Origin of the sequence: Enterobacter sp. CC120223-11 (assembly GCF_900215375.1) — a bacterium.
Taxonomy (GTDB): domain Bacteria; phylum Pseudomonadota; class Gammaproteobacteria; order Enterobacterales; family Enterobacteriaceae; genus Scandinavium.
The window spans coordinates 59,530-79,115 of the sequence record NZ_OBEF01000021.1 but is presented as its reverse complement, the minus strand read 5'-3'; the positions used below and the strand labels follow the sequence as shown (position 1 = coordinate 79,115).

The following is a 19,586-nucleotide window of genomic DNA, read 5'->3' as shown; positions in this document are numbered from 1 at the left end:
CGCTCTCTGCCTTTCTCCTTCTCCCGTGGGGAGAGGGTACTGACATACGCGCTCTCTGCCTTTCTCCCTCTCCCATCGGGAGAGGGCCGGGGAGAGGGGAAATCCAGGACTCAAAGCATCGACACCACCCGTCCTAACAAACGAATACGCGGCTCGATCGAGGCGATATCCAGCCACTCGGCCGGGCTATGGAAGCCAGCGCCTACCGGGCCTAAGCCGTCGAGCGTCGGAATGCCGAGCGCGGCGGTGTGGTTGGCGTCGCTGCCGCCGCCGACCGCCTGCCACGTCACTTTAATGCCTTCTTCTTTGCCTGCCAGTTCCACCAGGCGCATCAGCAGCTGCGTTTCTTCGCTCGCCGCCATGGCCGGTTTATGGTTGATGCGGGTCAGCTTCGTGGTGACGCCTTCGAGGAACCCTTTCTCACACAGCTGTGTCAGTGCCTGATTCACGCGTTCGTACTCGTCGTTCTGCCAGAAGCGCACGTCCAGTTCCGCCGTGACCTGCGCGGGCACTACGTTCGCAGCACTGCCGCCGTTTACTACTCCGACGTTCAGCGTCGTGCCGAGTTCGGTATTGGCCAGCGCGTTGATCGCCAGCACGCTTTGGGCGAAAGCCGTGATCGCCGAACGACCTTTTTCCGGCTCGTTGCCCGCGTGGGCTGCCACGCCGTCGAAGGTGAGCTGATAGCCAGCCATGCCTTTGCGCGCTTTCACCAGTGAGCCATCGGCGCGGGCGGCTTCGCACACCAGCACGCAGCGGGAACGTTTTGCGAGATCGCCGATCCATTCGTGGGAATGCACGCTGCCGGTCTCTTCGTCCGGGTTCATGGCGACAGCAATTGCCAGGCGTTCACGGTGCTCTGGCGCGAGGCTGCGCATGGCCCACAGAATATTCAGCAGGCCGCTTTTCATGTCCGACACACCGGGGCCGTATAAGCGCTGCTCGTCCTGGCTCATCGGCCTTTCGGCAACGGTGCCCGCCGGAAAGACGGTATCAAGATGGCCGACCAGCAGCACGTCGAACTGCTTCGCCTGTGGCTTGTTAGTGACGAACACGCCGGGCCCGACTTTGTCGCCCAAATCCACCTGCTCGGTGTGCCAGCCTTCGTTCTGCCAGAGCTGGCCCATGATGCCCGCGACTTTTGCCACGCCGTCATGGGTTTGCGTGCCGCAGTCGACGTCGACCAGTTGGCGAAGCTCTTCGATATAATTTTCCAGTTGCATGTGAAGTCCTTGTTCAGAGAATGATGCGCATCAGCAGCATGGCTAAGAAGGCGTTGATGACGGAGATGGCAATCATCAGCGGAATACGTTTGGCGCGGGTGCCGATCACGCCGAGGATGCGCCCGAGGTACTGCACCTGGGAGCCCATCAGGTAGATGGCCGGGGCGAGGATCGCCAGGTGTTCGCCGGTGAGAATGCCCTTGTCGAACAGGCCAATGGCCACGCCAATCGCGCCGCCCATCGACATCCAGCCGCCAATCAGCACGGCGGCCGCTTCACCCGGCAGGCCAAACAACCCCATCAGCGGGGAAAAGACTATCCCGAGGGCCTTCAACGCGCCGGTGATTTCCAGCGCCTTAATAATGATGAATGCCATCACCACGTTCGGCAGCGTGCTGGTGGTGGCGATGTTCCAGCCTTTGCGGGCTCCTTCAACAAAAACGTCGGTAATAACCGGGTTAGACGCAGGCGAACTCATGATGCTTCTCCTTGTGCGGTGGACTGGGTGGCGGCTTTCTTCTCGCCGAGGCTGAGGCACAGGCGCATCAGGTTCGCGCCGACAATTTTCATAATGAACATCACCGCGATGCATGCGCCGATGGAGGTCGGTACGGCGGAGGTGCCGTCAATGGCGACGAGGGTGAAGAGGATCGCGCCGGAGGAGAAAAAGTTGGTGATCATCGCGCCCGCCGAGAACTGGAACATGGCGAAAATGTCTTTTTCCTTTTCGGTGATTTGCCCTTCGTCGGCGAGGTTGCGGGTGAGGGATGCGCCAACGTCAGTGCTTTGCAGGCTGCCGATAAGCGCCAGCCCGGTGTTGCCGGGAATGCCCATCAGCGGGCGCAGCAGTGGCGTCAAAAGGCGACGGGCAGCACGCAGCGCGCCGTAGTGCTCCAGCACGTTAATCATGCCGAGGGCGAACATCACCGCTGGGATCAGTCCCAGGGCAAAGAGAAAACCGTCCATCGCGCCGTGCCCGCCTTGGCCGCGAAAGGCCGAAGTGGTGGTGGCTATCGCATCGCCCTGCTGATTCACGCCGCTGACGACTTTGCCAAACGCGCCGTTAAGGGTGGTGAAGTCAAACACGCCGTACCACTCTTTCCCGCCGAGCAGGCCTGAGAAAAAGACGGCGGCAAAGGCCAGCGCGAAATACGCCCCGGGCCCAACTCTGTTTTCCTGCAGTTGTGTACTCATCTCCGTTTCCTTGTAGTGGCAATTCTGCTGCTCCATTTTGGTGGGGTGACGGAGGAAAAAATTGATGTACATCATCTGGTTTCGCAAGGTGATTACTCAAAAGTAAAAAGTGTGACGGATAAGATCATTCGGCCAGAGAAGCGAGTCGGGTCATTCAGTGATCGGCTTAACAATGTGGTGTAAATCCGTGGTGTTACGTCTCCTTTCCCTGGTTATCACGTTGTTAAATTCACGAGGGGTGTTATAGATACAAAATGTAACAACTTCCCCTTCACAGATGGAATCCGACCATGAATAACCCAGGGAAATACCTGATATGGGCCATTCTCTCGATCGTGGGAGCTTTTGCCCTCGGCTATATCGCCCTTAACCGTGGCGAACAAATTAACGCGCTGTGGATTGTTGTCGCGGCGGTGTGTATCTACCTCATTGCCTACCGTTTTTACGGGCTGTACATCGCGAAAAGGGTGCTTGCCGTTGACCCGACTCGCATGACGCCAGCCGTTCGTCATAACGACGGGCTGGACTACGTGCCGACCGATAAGAAAGTGCTGTTCGGTCACCATTTCGCGGCGATTGCCGGGGCAGGGCCACTGGTGGGACCGGTGCTGGCGGCACAGATGGGCTACCTGCCGGGTATGATCTGGATCCTCGCGGGCGTGGTGCTGGCCGGGGCGGTGCAGGACTTTATGGTGCTGTTCGTCTCGACCCGTCGCGATGGCCGTTCGCTCGGCGAGCTGGTGAAAGAGGAGATGGGGGCGACCGCAGGCGTGATTGCGCTGGTGGCGACCTTTATGATCATGGTCATCATCCTTGCGGTACTCGCGATGATCGTTGTGAAAGCCCTGACCCACAGCCCGTGGGGTACCTACACCGTGGCGTTCACCATTCCGCTGGCGATTTTCATGGGCATCTATATTCGCTATCTGCGCCCTGGGCGTATCGGCGAGGTGTCGGTGATTGGCCTGGTATTCCTGATTTTCGCCATTATCTCTGGCGGCTGGGTGGCGGCAAGTCCGACGTGGGCGCCGTGGTTTGACTTCACCGGCGTACAGCTGACGTGGATGCTCGTAGGCTACGGCTTTGTGGCGGCAGTGCTGCCAGTGTGGCTGCTGCTGGCCCCGCGTGATTACCTCTCCACCTTCCTGAAAATCGGCACCATCGTCGGATTAGCGATCGGTATTCTGATCCTGCGCCCGACGCTGACCATGCCTGCTTTAACCAAATTCGTCGACGGCACCGGCCCGGTCTGGACCGGCAGCCTGTTCCCGTTCCTGTTTATCACCATTGCCTGTGGCGCAGTCTCGGGCTTCCATGCGCTGATTGCCTCTGGCACCACGCCAAAAATGTTGGCCAATGAAAATCAGGCCTGCCTGATTGGCTACGGCGGGATGCTGATGGAATCCTTCGTGGCGATTATGGCGCTGGTGGCGGCGTGCATCATAGATCCGGGCGTGTACTTCGCGATGAACAGCCCGATGGCGGTGCTGGCTCCGGCGGGGACGACTGACGTGGTGGCCTCTGCGGCGCAGGTGGTCAGCAGCTGGGGCTTCGCAATCACGCCAGACACGCTCACGCAAATTGCTAACGAAGTTGGAGAACAGTCGATAATCTCCCGTGCGGGCGGCGCACCGACGCTGGCGGTGGGGATGGCGTACATTCTGCACGGCTCGCTGGGCGGCCTGATGGATGTCTCCTTCTGGTATCACTTCGCCATCCTGTTTGAAGCGCTGTTTATCCTGACAGCGGTGGATGCCGGTACGCGCGCGGCGCGCTTTATGTTGCAGGATTTAATGGGCGTCATCAGCCCGAACCTGAAACGCACCGATTCGCTGCCTGCCAACCTGCTGGCGACGGCGCTCTGCGTGCTGGCGTGGGGCTACTTCCTGCATCAGGGCGTGGTCGATCCGCTTGGCGGCATCAACACCCTGTGGCCGCTGTTTGGTATTGCCAACCAGATGCTGGCGGGGATGGCGCTGATGCTCTGTGCGGTGGTGCTGTTCAAAATGAAACGTCAGCGTTATGCCTGGGTGGCTCTGGTGCCAACGGCCTGGCTGCTGATTTGTACCCTGACCGCAGGCTGGCAGAAGGCGTTCAGCCCGGATAACAAAGTCGGCTTCCTGGCAATTGCCAACAAGTTCCAGGCGATGATCGACAGCGGTAAAATTCCGGCGCAGTATACGGAATCACAGCTTTCGCAGCTGGTGTTCAACAACCGTCTGGACGCCGGGCTGACCATCTTCTTTATGGTGGTGGTTGTGGTACTGGCGCTCTATTCACTGAAAACCGCTCTGGCGGCGCTGAAGGAAGACAAACCGACAGCCAAAGAGACGCCGTACGAGCCGATGCCGGAAAACCTGGAGCAGATTGTGGCCCAGGCGAAGAGCGCGCATTAACAGGGGTTGACCCTCACCCCGGCCCTCTCCCTAAGGGAGAGGGAGTAAACCCTTCCCTCTCCCCTTTGGGGAGAGGGTTAGGGTGAGGGGGAAATTCACAGGAGTAACCATGTTCGACACACTTTCAAAAGCCGGGAAATACCTCGGCCAGGCGGCGAAAATGATGATTGGCGTGCCTGATTACGACAACTACGTGGAGCACACGCGCCTCAACCACCCGGACAAAACGCCGATGACCTACGAGGAGTTTTTCCGCGAGCGTCAGGACGCGCGCTACGGTGGCAAAGGCGGTGCGAAGTGCTGCTAGTCAGGCGTTAACCCCTCCGTCAACGTCCAGGCCTGTGCCGGTTATCTGCCCGGCGGCAGGGCTTGCGAGGAAGGTGACGGCGGCGGCGATATCCTCCGGCGTGCCGTAATGGCCTAAGGCAATTTGTTTCACCTGCTCCCGCCCTTGTTCACTGTCTGCCGGGTTCATGTCGCTGTCCGTAGGGCCTGGATGCACCAGATTGACGGTGATCCCTTTCGGACCTAAATCGCGGGCCAGTCCGCGGGTGAGCGAGTTCAGGGCTGACTTACTCATCGAATAGACCGCAATCCCCTCAAACGCCACACGGTTCGCCAGACAGCTGCCGATGTTGATGATGCGCCCGCCCTTTCCGAGGTGCGCAAGCGCCGCCTGAGTGGCAACCACCACGCCGCGAATGTTCACGTCGATCACCGCGTCAATATCCTCCAGTGACATCGATTCCAACGGGCCGCCGCGCGCAATGCCTGCGTTGTTGACCAGAATATCCAGCCCGCCGAGCGTCTGTGCCGTTTCATTCACCGCGCGCACGATGGCCTCTGCCTGGCTGCTGTCCGCCTGAATGGCATGGCCTTTACGGCCAAGTTTACGAATTTCATCGGCCACGGCCTGCGCCTTGTCTGCCGATTTTTCGTAGGTGATAACGACGTCCGCCCCGGCTTTCGCCAGAGAGAGTGCAATAGCCCGGCCAAGTCCGCGGCTGGCCCCGGTGACCAACGCTCGTTTACCCGTCAGATCGATATGCATAGCTGCTCCAGCGTTGAGAGTAAGAGTCATCATTAGGTATAGAGGGCGTTTATCCCCCGTCAATGGACGGGACGGGGGATTTTCGGCGAGGCGTTCAGAATGAAGCGCTTAGGGCTTCAACTTTTACAAATGCGGCGTGCAGCGCATCCGGGGTGACGGTGACGGGCAGGGTGTGAATGGACTCCACCGGGCGCAGGGTGTGGGCAATGACTTGGTCGAGCTCTGCGCGGTTATGGATGTCCACGTCCAGCTCTGCGAGCGTGGTCGGCAGGCTGAAGCGCTGATAGGCAGCAATCAGCTGCGCGAGCACGTCATCCTGCCCGAGCAGCGCACTCTGCACCAGAATACCGTAGGCGACTTTGGTGCCGTGCAGGAATTTCTCCGTTTGTGGCAGCACCGTCAGGCCGTTGTGCACCGCATGGGCTGCGGCGACGCGGGTGTAGCGCTCGCCCAGACCACCGACCATACCGCCACCGGCAATAATCGCGTCCACCACATCAAGGAACGCCTGGCTCAGCTCGCCTTTTTGCTGACTCACCAGAGCCGCTTCGCTGTGCTCCAGCAGTATATCGCGGATCGCCAGCGCACCGTTCAGGCCGAGGCGCACCGTCAGCGGCAGCTGTTCCGGCTGCGGGGCGAGCACCACCGCTTCGTACCACTTCGCCAGCGTGTCGCCGATCCCGGCCAGGAGATACTCCTTTGGCGCGTTGAGGATGATTTCAGGCTCGACCAGCACAAGGAAGTTAGCGTCGTGGAAAATTTCAAACTGCAGAGCCTGGCCTGCGTCGTTGTAACACACCGAAAGCGGCGTCCATGCGGCGCAGGTGGCGGCGACGGTCGGCAGCGCCACGAACGGCACATTCAGCCGACGCGCTACGGCTTTGGCGGTATCCATCACCGTGCCGCCGCCGACGCCAATCACCACCGCCGGGTTTTCACCGGCGCTTTCTGCAAGTGCGGTCACGTCCCGCTCGCTGCAATGGCCTGTGAACAGCAGATGTTTGGCACCTTCCGCGTGAAAAGCAGCAGGCAGGAAAGGCTCTGCTCCGGCGATGGCGCGCTCGCCATAGATCCACACTGCGCGGGATAGTTGTTCAGTGCTGAAGAAGTCAACGAGGCGCGCAAAGCTGCCGCGATGCGAGAAATAGTTGGCGGGGCCAACAACCACACGAATATCGGTGTTGCTCATTTGTTATGTCCTTGTGTATTATCGCTCTCCCGATGGTATGTCTGGACATCCGGATGGCTAATATTATTTCGCTTTATCTTATGCCTTTTCCGCCTTTGTCAGTCAAGGGCGGCTGTGGAAGATTCCATGCAACAGACGTTTAACGATAAGGGTGTTCAGCGGATGGCAGTCAATCGCCTTGAGATGCATGGCATCAGCCTGGCCTTCTCCGGTTTTAAAGCCTTAACCCAGGTGGACTTCACGCTCAATGGCGGCTCCGTGCACGCGTTAACCGGGGCCAACGGCGCGGGTAAATCCACGCTGATGGCGGTGCTCTGCGGCACCTGGGATCACTATGAAGGTGAGATTGCCATAAACAATCAGCCGGTGAGCATCCGCTCGCCGCGCGATGCCAAACAGTTGGGCATTCATCTGGTGCAGCAGGAAGTGGACGTGGCACTGGTGCCGGGGTTGTCGATTGCCGAAAACATCATGCTCGATCACCTGGCGGAGCCGGGCTACCGCTTCAGCTGGCGGCAGGTTCGCGAAAAGGCGAAAGCCGCTCTGGCGCAGCTGGACGTGGATCTCGACGTGAAGCGCGCCATCGACGGCTGCACGCTCGCCGAAAAGCAGCAAATTCTGCTGGCACGGGCGCTGTCGCATCACTGCCAGTTTCTGATCCTCGATGAACCTACCGCGCCGCTCGACAGCCACGAAAGCGAACGGCTGTTCGCGGTGGTGAAGCGCCTGCAACAGCAGGGCATCGGCGTGGTGTTTATCTCTCACCGTATCCACGAATTAAAGGCCATCTGCGACACCCTGACGGTGCTTCGCGACGGGCGGCTGATTGAGAGCGGCCCGATGGCGGCGCTCAGCGGTGAACAGATCGTCGAGAAGATGCTCGGCCATGAGCTGACCGATATTTTCCCGCCGCGCCGTCCGCCGCACAGTGAGGACGTGGTGTTGCAGGTCGATGGCCTGCATGACGAAAAGCTGCTGCAGGCCATCTCGCTGCGGCTGCGCAAAGGCGAGATTCTGGGCATTGCGGGCCTCGCGGGCGCGGGCAAAACCGAACTCTGCAAGGCGCTGTTTGGCGCGAGCAAAAGCCGCGTTGAGCGGGGCGAATTGAACGGTCAGCCCTGGCAGCCGCGCGACCCGGCAGATTCCGTCAGCCGTGGCCTGGCGCTGGTGCCGGAAGAGCGCCGTAAAGAGGGCATCTTTATTGACGAGTCCATCGGCATGAACCTGGCGGTGGGCGCGGATAGCAGCTTTTCACGCTGGAGCCTGTTCGGCCATCGCCAGGCCTGGCGTTGGGCGGAGGAAGTGATCGCCCGCGTGGGCATTCGCACCACCGGCCCGGCGCAGACGCTGCGCAGGCTCTCCGGCGGCAACCAGCAAAAAGTGGCGATCGGCAAATGGCTGCGCGGCAACGCGAACGTGCTGATTTTTGACGAGCCGACCAAAGGCGTGGACGTTAAAGCCAAAACCGACCTTTTCAATCTGATTGACGGCCTGGCCCGCGAGGGCAAAGGCGTAATTTATGCTTCCGGCGAGTTTGCGGAGCTGGTCGGCCTGTGCGACCGCATCTGCGTGCTGTGGGACGGCAAAATTGTGGCAGAAGTGGCGGGCACTGACGCCCGCGAAGACACCTTACTTTATTACTCCACCGGAGGCGCAGCGTCGTGAGCAAGGCCCTGACAGTTAAGGCGACGGCATCGGGCCGTCAGCAGTTTTTCGATTTTCTCTACAAATGGGGCATGTTGCTGACCGTGGTGGCGCTGGTGGTGATTTTCGGCCTCGCGTCGGACAACTTCCTCGATCCGTTCAACATCATCAACATCCTGCGCTCCATCGCCATTGTGACAGTGATTGCCATCGGCGTGTCGATTTCGCTGACCGTCGGCGGGTTTGACCTTTCGGTGGGATCGACGGCATCACTCGCCAATGCGTTGGTTATTTCGCTGTTCGTCTGGCACGGCTTTGGCACCACGGAAGCCATCGTGGTGACGCTGCTGCTCTGCACGCTGGTTGGGCTGTTCAACGCCTTCCTGATCGTCATTCTGCGCATCCCTGACATGCTTGCCACGCTGGCGAGCCTGTTTGTGGTGCAGGGCGTGGCGGCGACGTATAGCTTCGGTGGCTCAATTACCGAGAACATGGTGCTGCCGAGCGGTGACATGGCGGAAGGCACCATCCCGGCGGCGTTCGGCCTGCTCGGCCAGGTGCCAACCATTGTGATTATCATGCTGGTGGTGACCATCGTGGCGCAGCTCGCTCTGTCTCTCACGACACACGGACGCCGGATGTATGCCATCGGCGGTAACCCGGAGGCGGCGCGCCTTTCCGGGCTGCGCACCACTCGCTACAAGGTGGCGGCATATGTGATTGCTTCTCTGCTGGCGGGCCTAGGCGGGATTTTGCTCGCCTCGCGCATCGGCTCATCGCAGGTGAACGCGGGCAGCGGCTACCTGATGGACGCGGTGGCGGCAGCGTGGATTGGGTTCTCGCTCGCCGGCTCCGGCAAACCGAATGCGCTTGGCACGCTGGTGGGCGCGGTGATCCTCGGGGTGCTGTCGAACGGGCTGGTGATGCTCTCGGTGCCTTACTACGCCATGGATATCATCAAAGGTCTGGTGCTGGCTGGCGCGCTGGCTCTGACCTATTTTCAGCGCCGGACATAACAACAACCTAACAACACAACCATCAGGGTCAACATAATGAAAAAAATCACGCTGTCGCTTATCGCTCTGGGATTGCTCAATTCCGTAGCCGCCTTCGCAGAAACGCCAACGCCGGTTCCGGCGGCCATTGCCAACCACAGCGGGCCGATCCGCATCGCGATTATTCGTAACCTCGGCTCCGACGACAACACCACGCAGTTCGTCTCCGGCGCGATTCAGGAAGGCAAAAAATTAGGCTTTAAGGTGAGCACTTTCCTCAGCAACGGCGACGACGCCAAATTCCAGGACTTCGTCAATCAGGCCATCAGCCAGAAATATGACGGCATTATTCTCTCCCAGGGCCGCGATCCGTACTCCACAGAGCTGGTGAAAAAGGCGGTTGCTGCGGGCATTAAAGTCGCGGTGTTTGATACCGCCGTAAACGGCGACATCCCGGGCGTGACCGTGACGCAGCAGGACGATGCCTCGCTGACGGATCTCTCCTTCGGCCAACTGGTAAAAGACTTTAACGGCAAGGCCAACATCATCAAGCTGTGGGTGGCAGGCTTCCCGCCAATGGAGCGTCGTCAGGCCGCGTACAAAGAATTGCTGAAGCAAAACCCGGGCATCAAAGAGCTGGAATCCATTGGTGCAGTCTCTTCCGACGTGCAGGGCGACACCGCCAACAAAGTGGGCGCAGTGCTGGCGAAGTACCCGAAAGGCAAAATCGACGCAATCTGGGGCACCTGGGATGCGTTCAGCCAGGGCGCGTACAAGGCGTTGAAGGAGAATGGCCGCACCGAAATCAAACTCTACAGCATCGACGTTTCAAACCAGGATTTGCAGCTGATGCGCGAGGCGAACAGCCCGTGGAAGGTGAGCGTGGCGGTCGATCCTAAGCTGATTGGGGCCACCAACGTGCGCCTGATTGCCAACAAAATCGCCGGGGAAACCACGCCTGCGACTTACGATTTTAAAGCCGCGGCGATTCCACAGGCCCTGCTGGCGGCGCAGCCGGGCGCGGTGAACGTGGCGTCCTTAGGGAAAATCATTCCGGGCTGGGGACAGACTGAAGACTTCATCGCCCCGTGGTTCGCGACGCTGGAAGCGAAATCAAAATAATGCCCGGTGGCGCTGCGCTTACCGGGCCTACGGTTTTGTAGGCAGGATAAGGCGCAGCCGCCATCCGGCACAGGGAATCGACTATGTCTGACTTACCTTGCCCGGACTACAGCCGCAATATGCGGCTGATTGGGCACAGCGACCAGGGCGGGCGACCAGACGGCGTGCAACTGATGGTGCATCGCGGTTATGCCTACATCGGGCATATGGTGTCGCAGGGTTTTTCTGTGGTCGATGTGCGCGACCCAAAAAATCCAAAAGCGGTGAACTACATCGCCGCGCCGCCGGGGACCTGGAACGTGCACTTGCAGGCTCACGACGATCTGCTGCTGGTGATCAACGCCCGCGACCTGTTTGCCGACGCGCGCTTTGCCGATGAAAAGGTCTATTACACCCGCTCCGTGGGCGAGACAGTCAGCGACGTGCAGGACAAAGGCTGGAGCGCCGGGCTGCGCGTGTTCGACATCTCCACGCCCGATAAGCCGCGCGAAATCGGCTTTTTGTCCCTCGACGGCATCGGCATTCACCGCATCTGGTACGTCGGCGGGCGCTGGGCTTATGTCTCGGCGCTGATTGACGGCTTCAGCGACTATATCTTCCTGACCATCGACCTCAGCAACCCGTGCAAACCGGAAGTGGCGGGGCGCTGGTGGCTGCCGGGCATGAACCAGGCGGCGGGCGAAACGCCGGACTGGCCGGAGGGCAAACGCTACGCGCTGCACCACGCCATTATCGCAGGCGACACCGCCTACGGCAGCTGGCGCGACGGCGGATTAACGATTCTGGATGTGAAAGACAGAGCGGCCCCGAAGCTGATTGCCCATCGCAACTGGAGCCCACCGTTTGGCGGCGGCACGCACACCGCGCTGCCGTTGCCGGACAGGGATCTGCTGGTGGTGCTGGACGAAGCGGTGCTCGACAATCAGGAGGATGGCGAGAAGCTTATCTGGCTGTTTGATATCCGCGAGCCGTCGAACCCGGTGAGCATTGCCACTTTCCCGCAGCCGGAAGAAACCGACTACGTGGCGAAGGGCGCGCATTTTGGCCCGCACAACCTCCATGAAAACCGGCCCGGCAGTTTTGTCAGTTCGACGCTGATTTTCGCGACGTATCAGAACGCAGGCGTTCGTGCTTATGACATTTCCAACCCGTACCGCCCTGTGGAAACCGGCGCGCTGGTGCCCGCCGCACCGCAGCGGATGATGGACACGCGTCCGGGCAGGCCGCAGGTGATTCAGTCCTGTGACGTGTTCGTGGATGCGCAGGGGATTATCTACAGCACGGACTACAACGGCGGGCTGTCGGTGATTGAGTACCTGGGGTGATTGCTTGTTAACGAGGATGCCGCCCTCTCCCTGACCCTCTCCCGAAGGGAGAGGGAACAATAATGTGCGGTCTTTGGGTTTCGCATTCCCCCTGACTCAGGGAAAGAGTGTGGTTTTTCCCCTCTCCCTTTGGGAGAGAGAACAATAATGTGCGGTCTTTGGGTTCCGCATTCCCCCTGACTCAGGGAAAGAGTGTGGTTTTCTCTCCCCCTTTGGGAGAGGGAACAATAAATTGCGGTCTTTGGGTTCCGCATTCCCCCTGACTCAGGGAAGGAGTGTGGTTTTCTCCCTCTCCCTTGGAAGGGGAACGATTATGTGAGGTCTTTGAATTTCATGCGCTCCCCTGGCGCAGGGATAGAGGCGGTTTTCTCCCTCTCCCTATGGGAGAGGGCCGGGGAGAGGGGGAATGATGGTGTTTTGTTGGTCCGGTTTGTAGGCCCGGTAAGGCATTGTCGCCACCGGGCATCAAAGCTAGCTGTACTGACGAACCCGCGCCACCAGTTCATCCACGCTGTCGATTTTGTCTGCCAGCACAATCAGTGCGCGACCGAGCGTAATGGCGTGACGCAGGCATTCGTGGCGCATGGTGTCATCCTGAATGGTGTCGATATCCGCCACGTGCGACAGCCCGACGCTGCGTCGAATCAGCTCGGTGCCGCAGAAGCCAACCGCATCGTGCCAGACCTTTTTCAGAAACGCGCTGCTGTAGCCTGGGAAGGCCAGCGCGGCGTCGCGGGTTTTCTCCGTCACCAGCGCCTGGAAGCGCTCGGCGAAGGTGTTCCACAGCTCCTGGATATCGGCGAGGCGCTGTTCGCGACCGGCGGCGGCATCGCGAATGCCGAGCTGGCCCGGCAGGCCGCAGTAGTTCAGCAGCAGGTTGCCAACAGCCGTGCCGATATCAAAGCCAATCGGGCCGAAATAGCCAAACTCGGCGTCAATGGCTTTCAGGCTGCCGTCGGCGACAAAAATCGAGCCGCTGTGAATGTCGCCGTGCAGCAATGCTTCGGCCTGTGAGAAGAAGCGATGCTTGAGTGAGGCAACGGCAAGCTTCAGCGTCGTGTCGTCGCGCAGGGCGGAAACGTCGGCCTCCAGTTCGGCTGGATAGTTGTTGCGTTCATGCACCTGGTACGGGTCGTTGAAGAAAAGGTCTTCCGTTATCTCGCACATTTCCGGGTTGATGAAGTTCGCCACCTGCGCCTTCTTCTGATGCGGATGCAGGTAAAAATCGCTGGTGTGGAACAGGGTTTGCGCGAGGTAAACGCCTAGCTGCGTGGCGGCCTGCGGGTAGTATGCGCCCTGTATCAGCTCGCCGCGCCAGATGCGGTGATCGGACAGATCTTCCATCACCATCACCGCCAGTTCTGCATCGAAATGGTGGATTTTGACCGTGTGCTCCGGGGCGTGTTGGTAATGCTCAACCAGCGTCTGCGCTTCTAAACGGGCGCGGTCCAGGGTCAGCGGCCAGGATTCGCCCACGCAGCGCACGTAGGGTAGCGCCTGCTTGACGATAATTCGGCTCACGCCTTGTGCATCAAATATTTTGAACACCAGGTTGAGGTTGCCGTCGCCGACCTCCTGCGCGGATACCAGCTCTGACGGAGTGTCCAGGCCGCCAAACTGCTGCGCGTAGGCTACGGCATCCTGAGCGGTGAAGGTGTGGTAGTGCGACATTGCCTCGTTCCTCATGTTCTTGTAATCAGATAGCCAGAAATAAAGCCATTCAGACGTCTATACATCTGAAATCCATCCTGACACAATGTGCTACAACAACGCAACAGGGATTTAACGATATGCAGACTTTACAGACCACCAGCCTGCGGGTACGCGACAACCAGCTGTTTATCCTCGATCAGCAGGCGCTGCCGCAGCAGTCGAACTGGCTGGACGCCAGCAGCGTAGAGGCGCTTGTTCGCCACATTCATGCCCTGCGCGTGCGCGGTGCGCCGCTGATTGGCCTTTCTGCCAGCCTGCTGCTGGCTCTGCTGGCAGAGCGTGGGCTGAACTGCGACGAACTGCTTACCGCGCTGGAAACCCTGCGTGCCTCACGCCCGACGGCAGTAAACCTGATGAACAACCTCGACCGCATGAAGCTCGCTTTGGCGCAGGAGCAGTTCGTTCCGGCGCTGGTGGCTGAAGCGCTGCGGCTGATTGAGGAAGACAAGCAGCTTTGCGAGCGCATTGCGCAGGCGGGAAGCGCGCTCGTCAAACCGGGCAGTCGCCTGCTGACGCACTGCAACACTGGCGGCCTGGCAACGGCAGGCGTAGGTACCGCGCTCGGCGTGATCAACTTCGCGCATCAGCAAGGAAACGTGGCGAACGTTTGGGTGGATGAAACGCGTCCGCTATTGCAGGGTGGAAGACTTACGGCGTGGGAACTTGGCGAGCTGGGTGTGCCGTATCAGCTGATCACCGATTCAATGGCAGCCAGCCTGATGGCGAAAGGGCAGGTCGATGCCGTGTGGGTAGGGGCGGATCGCATTGCTGCCAACGGAGACGTGGCAAACAAAATTGGCACCTACTCGCTGGCGGTGCTGGCGAAGTTCCACGGTATTCCGTTCTACGTTGCTGCACCGCAGACGACGCTAGACCCGCACTGCCCGAACGGGGAAGCGATCCCGATCGAACAACGTACCGCCGCAGAAGTGACAGGTGTGGCAGGCAGCTTTGGCGCTGTGCAGTGGGCCCCGGAAGAGGCAAAAGTTTACAACCCGGCATTCGACGTCACGCCTGCTGCGCTCATTAGCGGCTGGGTGCTTGATACGGGCGTGGTAACGCCAGAAGAAGTCGCCGCAGGGAAATTTGCCAAAGTCTGACTATCTTTAAGGATACTTCCTGAAAGAGGACTGAACATGACTCTGGACCCGAATACAGACCTGAAACTTGAACGCGTGGTGGATGCACCGCGCGATTTACTGTGGGCCTGCTGGACCACACCTGAGCATATCAAACGCTTCTTTATTCCCGCTCCCCATAAGGTGACCGAGTGTGACATTGACCTGCGCGTGGGCGGGCGATTCAACACGGTCTTTGACGTCGATGGCCAAGAGATGCGCAATCACGGCGTGTTTCTTGAGATCGATCCCGGTCGCAAACTTGTCTTCACCGACGGCTACACCGAAGGCTGGAAACCCGCCGCAGATCCCTTTATGACCGCCATTTTGCTGCTGGAAGATGCAGGTGAAGGCAAGACGCGATACACGGCAATAGCCCGACATGCCACAGCTGTAAAAAGAGAACAGCATGAACAAATGGGTTTCCATGAAGGCTGGGGGATTGTGCTGGATCAGCTGGTTGCGTATATAAGGGAGGAATTAGCTCAGCGATGATTTTTAGGCTGTATTCTATCCAACGAATTCTGGTATCGTGTCAAAAACTCATCAATGGACAACACAACACCTTAGAATATTAAGGGTGTTTCATTAAGGAGAGGCGATATGAGTATGCCAGAATTGAATAAAGATATTTATAACGAACTGTCAGAGTTAATTACATCTCATATGATGACAGAGCATGAATTACACCTTGGTCAGTTTGAGTCTGAGGCTTTGCTTGACGAGTTGCTCAAGAAGCTTATGCCTTCGATTTATAATATGGCTATTGATGATGCTATTCAGTCATTGAGAGGAACGGCAGAAAAAATCGAAGAGGAATTAGACTTAAGGAAGATAATATGAGTTTTAAGGCTGATTTAAACTTAATGCGCAAAGAATGGTATAACGCCTTTTATAATGGTAATACTGAGCAGTTAGACTATCTTGAAACAGAATGGTTTATTTCTACCAATGGTCAGAAAGTTCTTTATAAGAAGCACCAGTTACGCAAAGTAGATATGCGCCATCCGGAACATAAAAAATTAGCTATTACCAGAGCTGAATACGAAGTTGAAATCCGAAAATTTAAAGATATCGCGTGTGTAACAGGTAAGGCGGCATTAGACGACGGAGAGGATGTATCGAACATCGGATTCGTTGAGAACTGGATTATGCTCAATGGAGGCTGGAAGCTTCAGTTCGTCACTTTCGAAGAGTTGTAAAGGGAGGTACCCCCCCTGATTGTGATTAACTGGTGTGGTCATCAGAAAACGTGAATTACTTCTAATGGGCATAGGTAATGCTGTGGTGTCGAGAAAAGGACTTTTGGCAAGGGATATTCTGATGTCTACGACTGTTTTATGCCCCCCCCTATCATGAATTATAAATGGAGAAAGTAATGTTTGCATTAAAACGAATGTTAAATATGGATATGGCAAAAAATATCTATCTCTGTCTTACTGGGGCAGGGGTGATTATCTTTATGTTTTATTGTGTCCGCATAGAGTTCTTGCCAAGTGGGTTAACTATATCTGATGTGATTTTTTTCTAATGGTTGTTACTTCATACTCACTAATTCTCGGTTTTATTTTGATTTTATGGTATTCCATGTCAGTGCTTGCTTCATATATATTTATGAAGTGTGTGTGTTTTATTTTTAGAGTTCTGAAAAAGAAACGCCCAAAATCATTTAAAGGAACGTGCAGAATGGCTAGGTTGATGGGGATTTACGAACCTATTTTAGTTTTTCTCGCGATGTCATTTGTTGGAATCATTGTTATTTTTCTTTCTCTGGCATCTGGAAGGAATGATTTTCAATCAATAGTTTCATCGATTATCATAACTGCAGTTTTTATTATGCTTGTTCCAAATGTTTACTATGTTAGAAATGTAAAAAAAGAAAAGAAAAGGAAGCATTTAATATTTATTGTTATTTCGGCGCTATTTTTGTTTTTTACTGTGTCGGGTATGTCATCGATCATTAGTGATGCTGGAATGGGCTTGATTGGGATAAAGAAAAATAATGCAACATTTCTTTTGAAAGAAAATGATTTGGAAATGGCAAGGCATTTGGTTGGAGATAAGGAGCAGACCTTCTTCAAAGGTGATGCTCTTTTTACTGGAGTAGGTACTACTTCATTACTCGTTATTAACAAAAAGAAGATGGTGGTAAACAACGAGAATCTGACGCTCTCATACTGACCTGGACGAAGAAAGTAGCATATCTTCCTCCAATTATCTGAGTATTACTGCCGGTAATATATTTTATATGCTACCTAAACCTCTCGGCCTCAGAACCGGGAGTAATCCAATCTAACCTCCTAACTCCCCCTACGGATCAAGCAATCATGAGAATTACGACGAATCATCGGTACATTACCGGTACCGTTCATCGGGTAGGGGAAGGTTCTGAGCTGGGTGGCGATTCTTTGTTTGTTAACATCGATAATGCTCAGTCCTTCCAGGCAGCCCCACTTCTCGCGGGTGTTTTGTGGGGTGAAGACGATACAGTTTGGCATCACACGGATTTTGATTGGCATGTCGTTCAGAAATTTGATTCTCGCCAGCCATTCTCCTGACAGGGGAATGTACTGATGGCGGAGCCGGGAATGCGGCTCGCAGCAGGCGCTGTGATTGCGGGCAAAGTTGTGAAATGCGAAGGCGTTTCAGAGAAAAATGCAGGGAATGTAACGAATGCAGAAATGGCTGAACGAGGGCTGTAAAAGAAAGCCTCTCTGTCTTCACAAAGAGGCCTTGCTGTATTTAACTCAGCTTCGGATACCCGACCGCAATATCGCTCCCGGTAAACTGTGCGATCCAGCCCTCGGGGTTATCGAAAATACGGATGGCGGTAAAGTTCGGCTCTGAGCCCATATCAAACCAGTGCGGCGTGCCTGCGGGAACGGAGATCAGGTCGTTTTTCTCGCACAGCACCTGGAACACTTCATTGCCGATATGCAGGCAGAACAGCCCGGCGCCTTCCACAAAGAAGCGCACTTCGTCTTCGCCGTGGGTGTGTTCGTTGAGGAATTTTTCACGCAGCGCATCTTTTTGCGGGTTGTCGGCACGCAGGCTGATTACGTCCCAACTCTGGTAGCCTTTTTCCTGCACCAGTTTGTCGATGGCGTGCTGATAGGCGTTGATAACCGTTTCGGCGGTCGGGCTTTCACCCAGATCGCGGTCGGCCTGCCAGCGTTCGAAGCGTACGCCTTTGCCGTTCAGCTGCTGCTGAATTTCATGGCCGTCGGTGCTGTGCCACGTCGGTTCGCGGGCGTCGGTATCAGAGAAAATAGTCAGGGCGCTCATGAGGGGATCTGCTCCAGGTCAATGTCGTCGAATCGGGAAACCTGCGGGTGATGGCTGGCGGCATCATCGTCGCCACGAATTAACTGCACGGTGCGGAACCCGGCCTCGCGGGCGGCATCCAGCTCCTGATGAATATCGCTCAAAAACAGAATGTGTCCGGCAGGTTGCCCGAGCTGTTCTGCAATGTTCCGGTAAGACGGCACTTCGCGCTTGGCACCGACGTGCGTGTCAAAATAGCCGCTGAACAGATGAGTAATATCACCTTCGTCGCTGTAGCCAAATAACAGTTTTTGCGCCGCCACCGAGCCGGAGGAATAAACATACAGATCAATACCCTGGGCTTTCCATTTCTCCAGCGCTGGCAATACGTCCGGGTAGAGATGGCCGGTGAAGTCGCCGTTCACATAGCCGCCGCGCCAGATCAGGCCCTGCAACGCTTTCAGCGCCGTCGACTTTTTGTCTTCGTCCATAAAGCGGAACAGGGTGTCGATAAGTTCCTGCGTGCTGGCCTGCGGCTGGGCGATTTCTTCCCGCAGATTGCTCAGGACGGATTTCACAGGATCCGAATCCTGCTGCGTAGTCACAAACGTCGCCAGGCGCTCCCGCGCGTAAGGGAAAAGCACGTTGTGGACGAAGCGAATATCGCTGGTGGTGCCTTCTATGTCGGTCACTATGGCGCGGATCATGGTTTCTCCAGTTGGCGCAGGCGCAGTTCGCATTCAAACAAAAACTCGAGCCCTTCGAGGTGACGGCGCGCTTCGGCAACGTCGCGACCCCAGCAGGTCAGGCCGTGGCCGCGCAGCAGGAAGCCGTAGCTGAGCGGGCGTTCGCGGGCGTAGTGCTCAATGCGGCAGGCAAGGGCGTCGATGTCCTGGTCGTTATCAAACACCGGGATAGCCACGCTGTCGAGATGGCTGCTCTGGCCGCGCAGTGATTTTTGCATTTCGTAGCCGTGCAGCACTAATTCAGCCGATTTTTCAATGCGTGAGAGAACGGTCGCGTTGACGGTATGAACGTGCAATACCGCTCCGGCTTCCGGGAAAAGGCGATAAATCAGGGTGTGCAGGCCGGTTTCGGCGGAGGGTTTGCGGCCCGAGGGTGCCTGATTAGTGGCAATCTCCACCTGCAAAAAGTCGGCTTCCGTGAGCGAGCCTTTGTCTTTTCCAGATTCGCTGAGCCAGCAGGTGTGGGCATCTTCCCGTACGGACATATTGCCGCCGGTAGCGGGCGCCCAGCCTTTGAGCCCTATCCAGTGACAGGCCCCTACGAGGGCGCTGAGTTGCCGATTTTCAGTCATCTTACCGTTCTCCGCAGGCGGGTATATTCTTATC

21 protein-coding genes are annotated in these 19,586 nt (G+C 57.1%); 11 read left to right on the top strand and 10 right to left on the bottom strand.

The window, feature by feature from the left end; all coding sequences use genetic code 11:
* Positions 1-110: 110 nt before the first annotated feature.
* From CRO87_RS19865 to CRO87_RS19855, 3 genes are read right to left on the bottom strand one after another with little or no spacing between them, the layout of a single operon-like run.
* On the bottom strand, positions 111-1,223 hold the full coding sequence (locus CRO87_RS19865; RefSeq protein ID WP_097164652.1) for a M20 family metallopeptidase: 1,113 nt from the start codon (positions 1,221-1,223) through the stop codon (positions 111-113).
* Positions 1,224-1,236: 13 nt separating this feature from the next.
* Positions 1,237-1,701, bottom strand: coding sequence for a YjiG family protein (locus tag CRO87_RS19860; RefSeq protein ID WP_097164651.1), 465 nt, complete (start codon positions 1,699-1,701; stop codon positions 1,237-1,239).
* Entirely contained in the window at positions 1,698-2,417 is a 720-nt protein-coding gene (locus tag CRO87_RS19855; RefSeq protein WP_097164650.1) for a nucleoside recognition domain-containing protein, read from the bottom strand. Before CRO87_RS19855 ends, CRO87_RS19860 begins: the two co-directional genes overlap by 4 nt.
* Positions 2,418-2,707: 290 nt before the next feature.
* Between CRO87_RS19855 and cstA the strand changes: the two genes are divergently transcribed.
* The gene (cstA, locus tag CRO87_RS19850; RefSeq protein WP_097164649.1) at positions 2,708-4,813 is read left to right on the top strand and encodes a pyruvate/proton symporter CstA; all 2,106 of its coding nucleotides are present in this window, start codon (positions 2,708-2,710) and stop codon (positions 4,811-4,813) included.
* A 109-nt stretch (positions 4,814-4,922) separates the two neighbouring features.
* A complete protein-coding gene (locus CRO87_RS19845; RefSeq protein ID WP_097164648.1) occupies positions 4,923-5,120 on the top strand; it encodes a YbdD/YjiX family protein in 198 nt (65 codons plus the stop codon).
* Here the strand turns inward: CRO87_RS19845 and CRO87_RS19840 are convergent, their stop codons facing one another.
* Entirely contained in the window at positions 5,121-5,864 is a 744-nt protein-coding gene (locus tag CRO87_RS19840) for a 3-oxoacyl-ACP reductase family protein (protein ID WP_097164647.1), read from the bottom strand.
* Positions 5,865-5,958: 94 nt separating this feature from the next.
* Positions 5,959-7,053 (bottom strand): oxidoreductase, encoded by a 1,095-nt coding sequence (locus CRO87_RS19835; RefSeq protein WP_097164646.1) that lies wholly within the window; start codon positions 7,051-7,053, stop codon positions 5,959-5,961.
* Between the two features lie 162 nt (positions 7,054-7,215).
* On the opposite strand from CRO87_RS19835, the gene CRO87_RS19830 reads away from it, so the two are divergent.
* The 4 genes from CRO87_RS19830 (at position 7,216) to CRO87_RS19815 (ending at position 12,139) form a co-directional block, all read left to right on the top strand.
* A complete protein-coding gene (locus CRO87_RS19830; RefSeq protein ID WP_097164656.1) occupies positions 7,216-8,718 on the top strand; it encodes a sugar ABC transporter ATP-binding protein in 1,503 nt (500 codons plus the stop codon).
* Positions 8,715-9,713: an ABC transporter permease gene (locus CRO87_RS19825; protein WP_097164645.1), complete on the top strand. Its 999-nt coding sequence runs from the start codon at positions 8,715-8,717 to the stop codon at positions 9,711-9,713. Before CRO87_RS19830 ends, CRO87_RS19825 begins: the two co-directional genes overlap by 4 nt.
* A 36-nt stretch (positions 9,714-9,749) precedes the next feature.
* Positions 9,750-10,814 (top strand): sugar ABC transporter substrate-binding protein, encoded by a 1,065-nt coding sequence (locus CRO87_RS19820; protein WP_097164644.1) that lies wholly within the window; start codon positions 9,750-9,752, stop codon positions 10,812-10,814.
* Positions 10,815-10,897: 83 nt separating this feature from the next.
* Positions 10,898-12,139: an LVIVD repeat-containing protein gene (locus CRO87_RS19815; protein ID WP_097164643.1), complete on the top strand. Its 1,242-nt coding sequence runs from the start codon at positions 10,898-10,900 to the stop codon at positions 12,137-12,139.
* Positions 12,140-12,610: 471 nt separating this feature from the next.
* Here CRO87_RS19815 and mtnK read toward each other — a convergent pair whose 3' ends face one another.
* Complete coding sequence (gene mtnK / locus CRO87_RS19810; protein WP_097164642.1) at positions 12,611-13,810, bottom strand: S-methyl-5-thioribose kinase; 1,200 nt, start codon at positions 13,808-13,810, stop codon at positions 12,611-12,613.
* 119 nt (positions 13,811-13,929) lie between these two features.
* Between mtnK and mtnA the strand changes: the two genes are divergently transcribed.
* From mtnA to CRO87_RS19785, 5 genes are all read left to right on the top strand, one after another.
* On the top strand, positions 13,930-14,952 hold the full coding sequence (mtnA, locus tag CRO87_RS19805; protein ID WP_097164641.1) for an S-methyl-5-thioribose-1-phosphate isomerase: 1,023 nt from the start codon (positions 13,930-13,932) through the stop codon (positions 14,950-14,952).
* A 36-nt stretch (positions 14,953-14,988) separates the two neighbouring features.
* Complete coding sequence (locus CRO87_RS19800; protein WP_097164640.1) at positions 14,989-15,465, top strand: SRPBCC family protein; 477 nt, start codon at positions 14,989-14,991, stop codon at positions 15,463-15,465.
* Positions 15,466-15,573: 108 nt separating this feature from the next.
* Positions 15,574-15,813, top strand: coding sequence for a DUF2164 family protein (locus CRO87_RS19795; RefSeq protein WP_097164639.1), 240 nt, complete (start codon positions 15,574-15,576; stop codon positions 15,811-15,813).
* Complete coding sequence (locus CRO87_RS19790) at positions 15,810-16,172, top strand: nuclear transport factor 2 family protein (RefSeq protein ID WP_255252523.1); 363 nt, start codon at positions 15,810-15,812, stop codon at positions 16,170-16,172. The genes CRO87_RS19795 and CRO87_RS19790 overlap by 4 nt, the downstream gene beginning before the upstream one ends.
* A gap of 484 nt (positions 16,173-16,656) precedes the next feature.
* On the top strand, positions 16,657-17,151 hold the full coding sequence (locus CRO87_RS19785; protein WP_097164638.1) for a hypothetical protein: 495 nt from the start codon (positions 16,657-16,659) through the stop codon (positions 17,149-17,151).
* Positions 17,152-17,270: 119 nt separating this feature from the next.
* On the opposite strand, the gene CRO87_RS22975 is transcribed toward CRO87_RS19785, so the two are convergent.
* The 4 genes from CRO87_RS22975 to CRO87_RS19765 all read right to left on the bottom strand — a co-directional run bounded on the left by CRO87_RS22975 (position 17,271) and on the right by CRO87_RS19765 (position 19,552).
* Positions 17,271-17,537, bottom strand: coding sequence for a type I addiction module toxin, SymE family (locus tag CRO87_RS22975; protein WP_097164637.1), 267 nt, complete (start codon positions 17,535-17,537; stop codon positions 17,271-17,273).
* A 175-nt stretch (positions 17,538-17,712) separates the two neighbouring features.
* Entirely contained in the window at positions 17,713-18,255 is a 543-nt protein-coding gene (locus tag CRO87_RS19775; RefSeq protein ID WP_097164636.1) for an acireductone dioxygenase, read from the bottom strand.
* Complete coding sequence (mtnC, locus tag CRO87_RS19770) at positions 18,252-18,941, bottom strand: acireductone synthase (RefSeq protein WP_097164635.1); 690 nt, start codon at positions 18,939-18,941, stop codon at positions 18,252-18,254. The genes CRO87_RS19775 and mtnC overlap by 4 nt, the downstream gene beginning before the upstream one ends.
* Positions 18,938-19,552: a methylthioribulose 1-phosphate dehydratase gene (locus CRO87_RS19765; RefSeq protein WP_097164634.1), complete on the bottom strand. Its 615-nt coding sequence runs from the start codon at positions 19,550-19,552 to the stop codon at positions 18,938-18,940. Before CRO87_RS19765 ends, mtnC begins: the two co-directional genes overlap by 4 nt.
* Between the last annotated feature and the right edge of the window lie 34 nt (positions 19,553-19,586).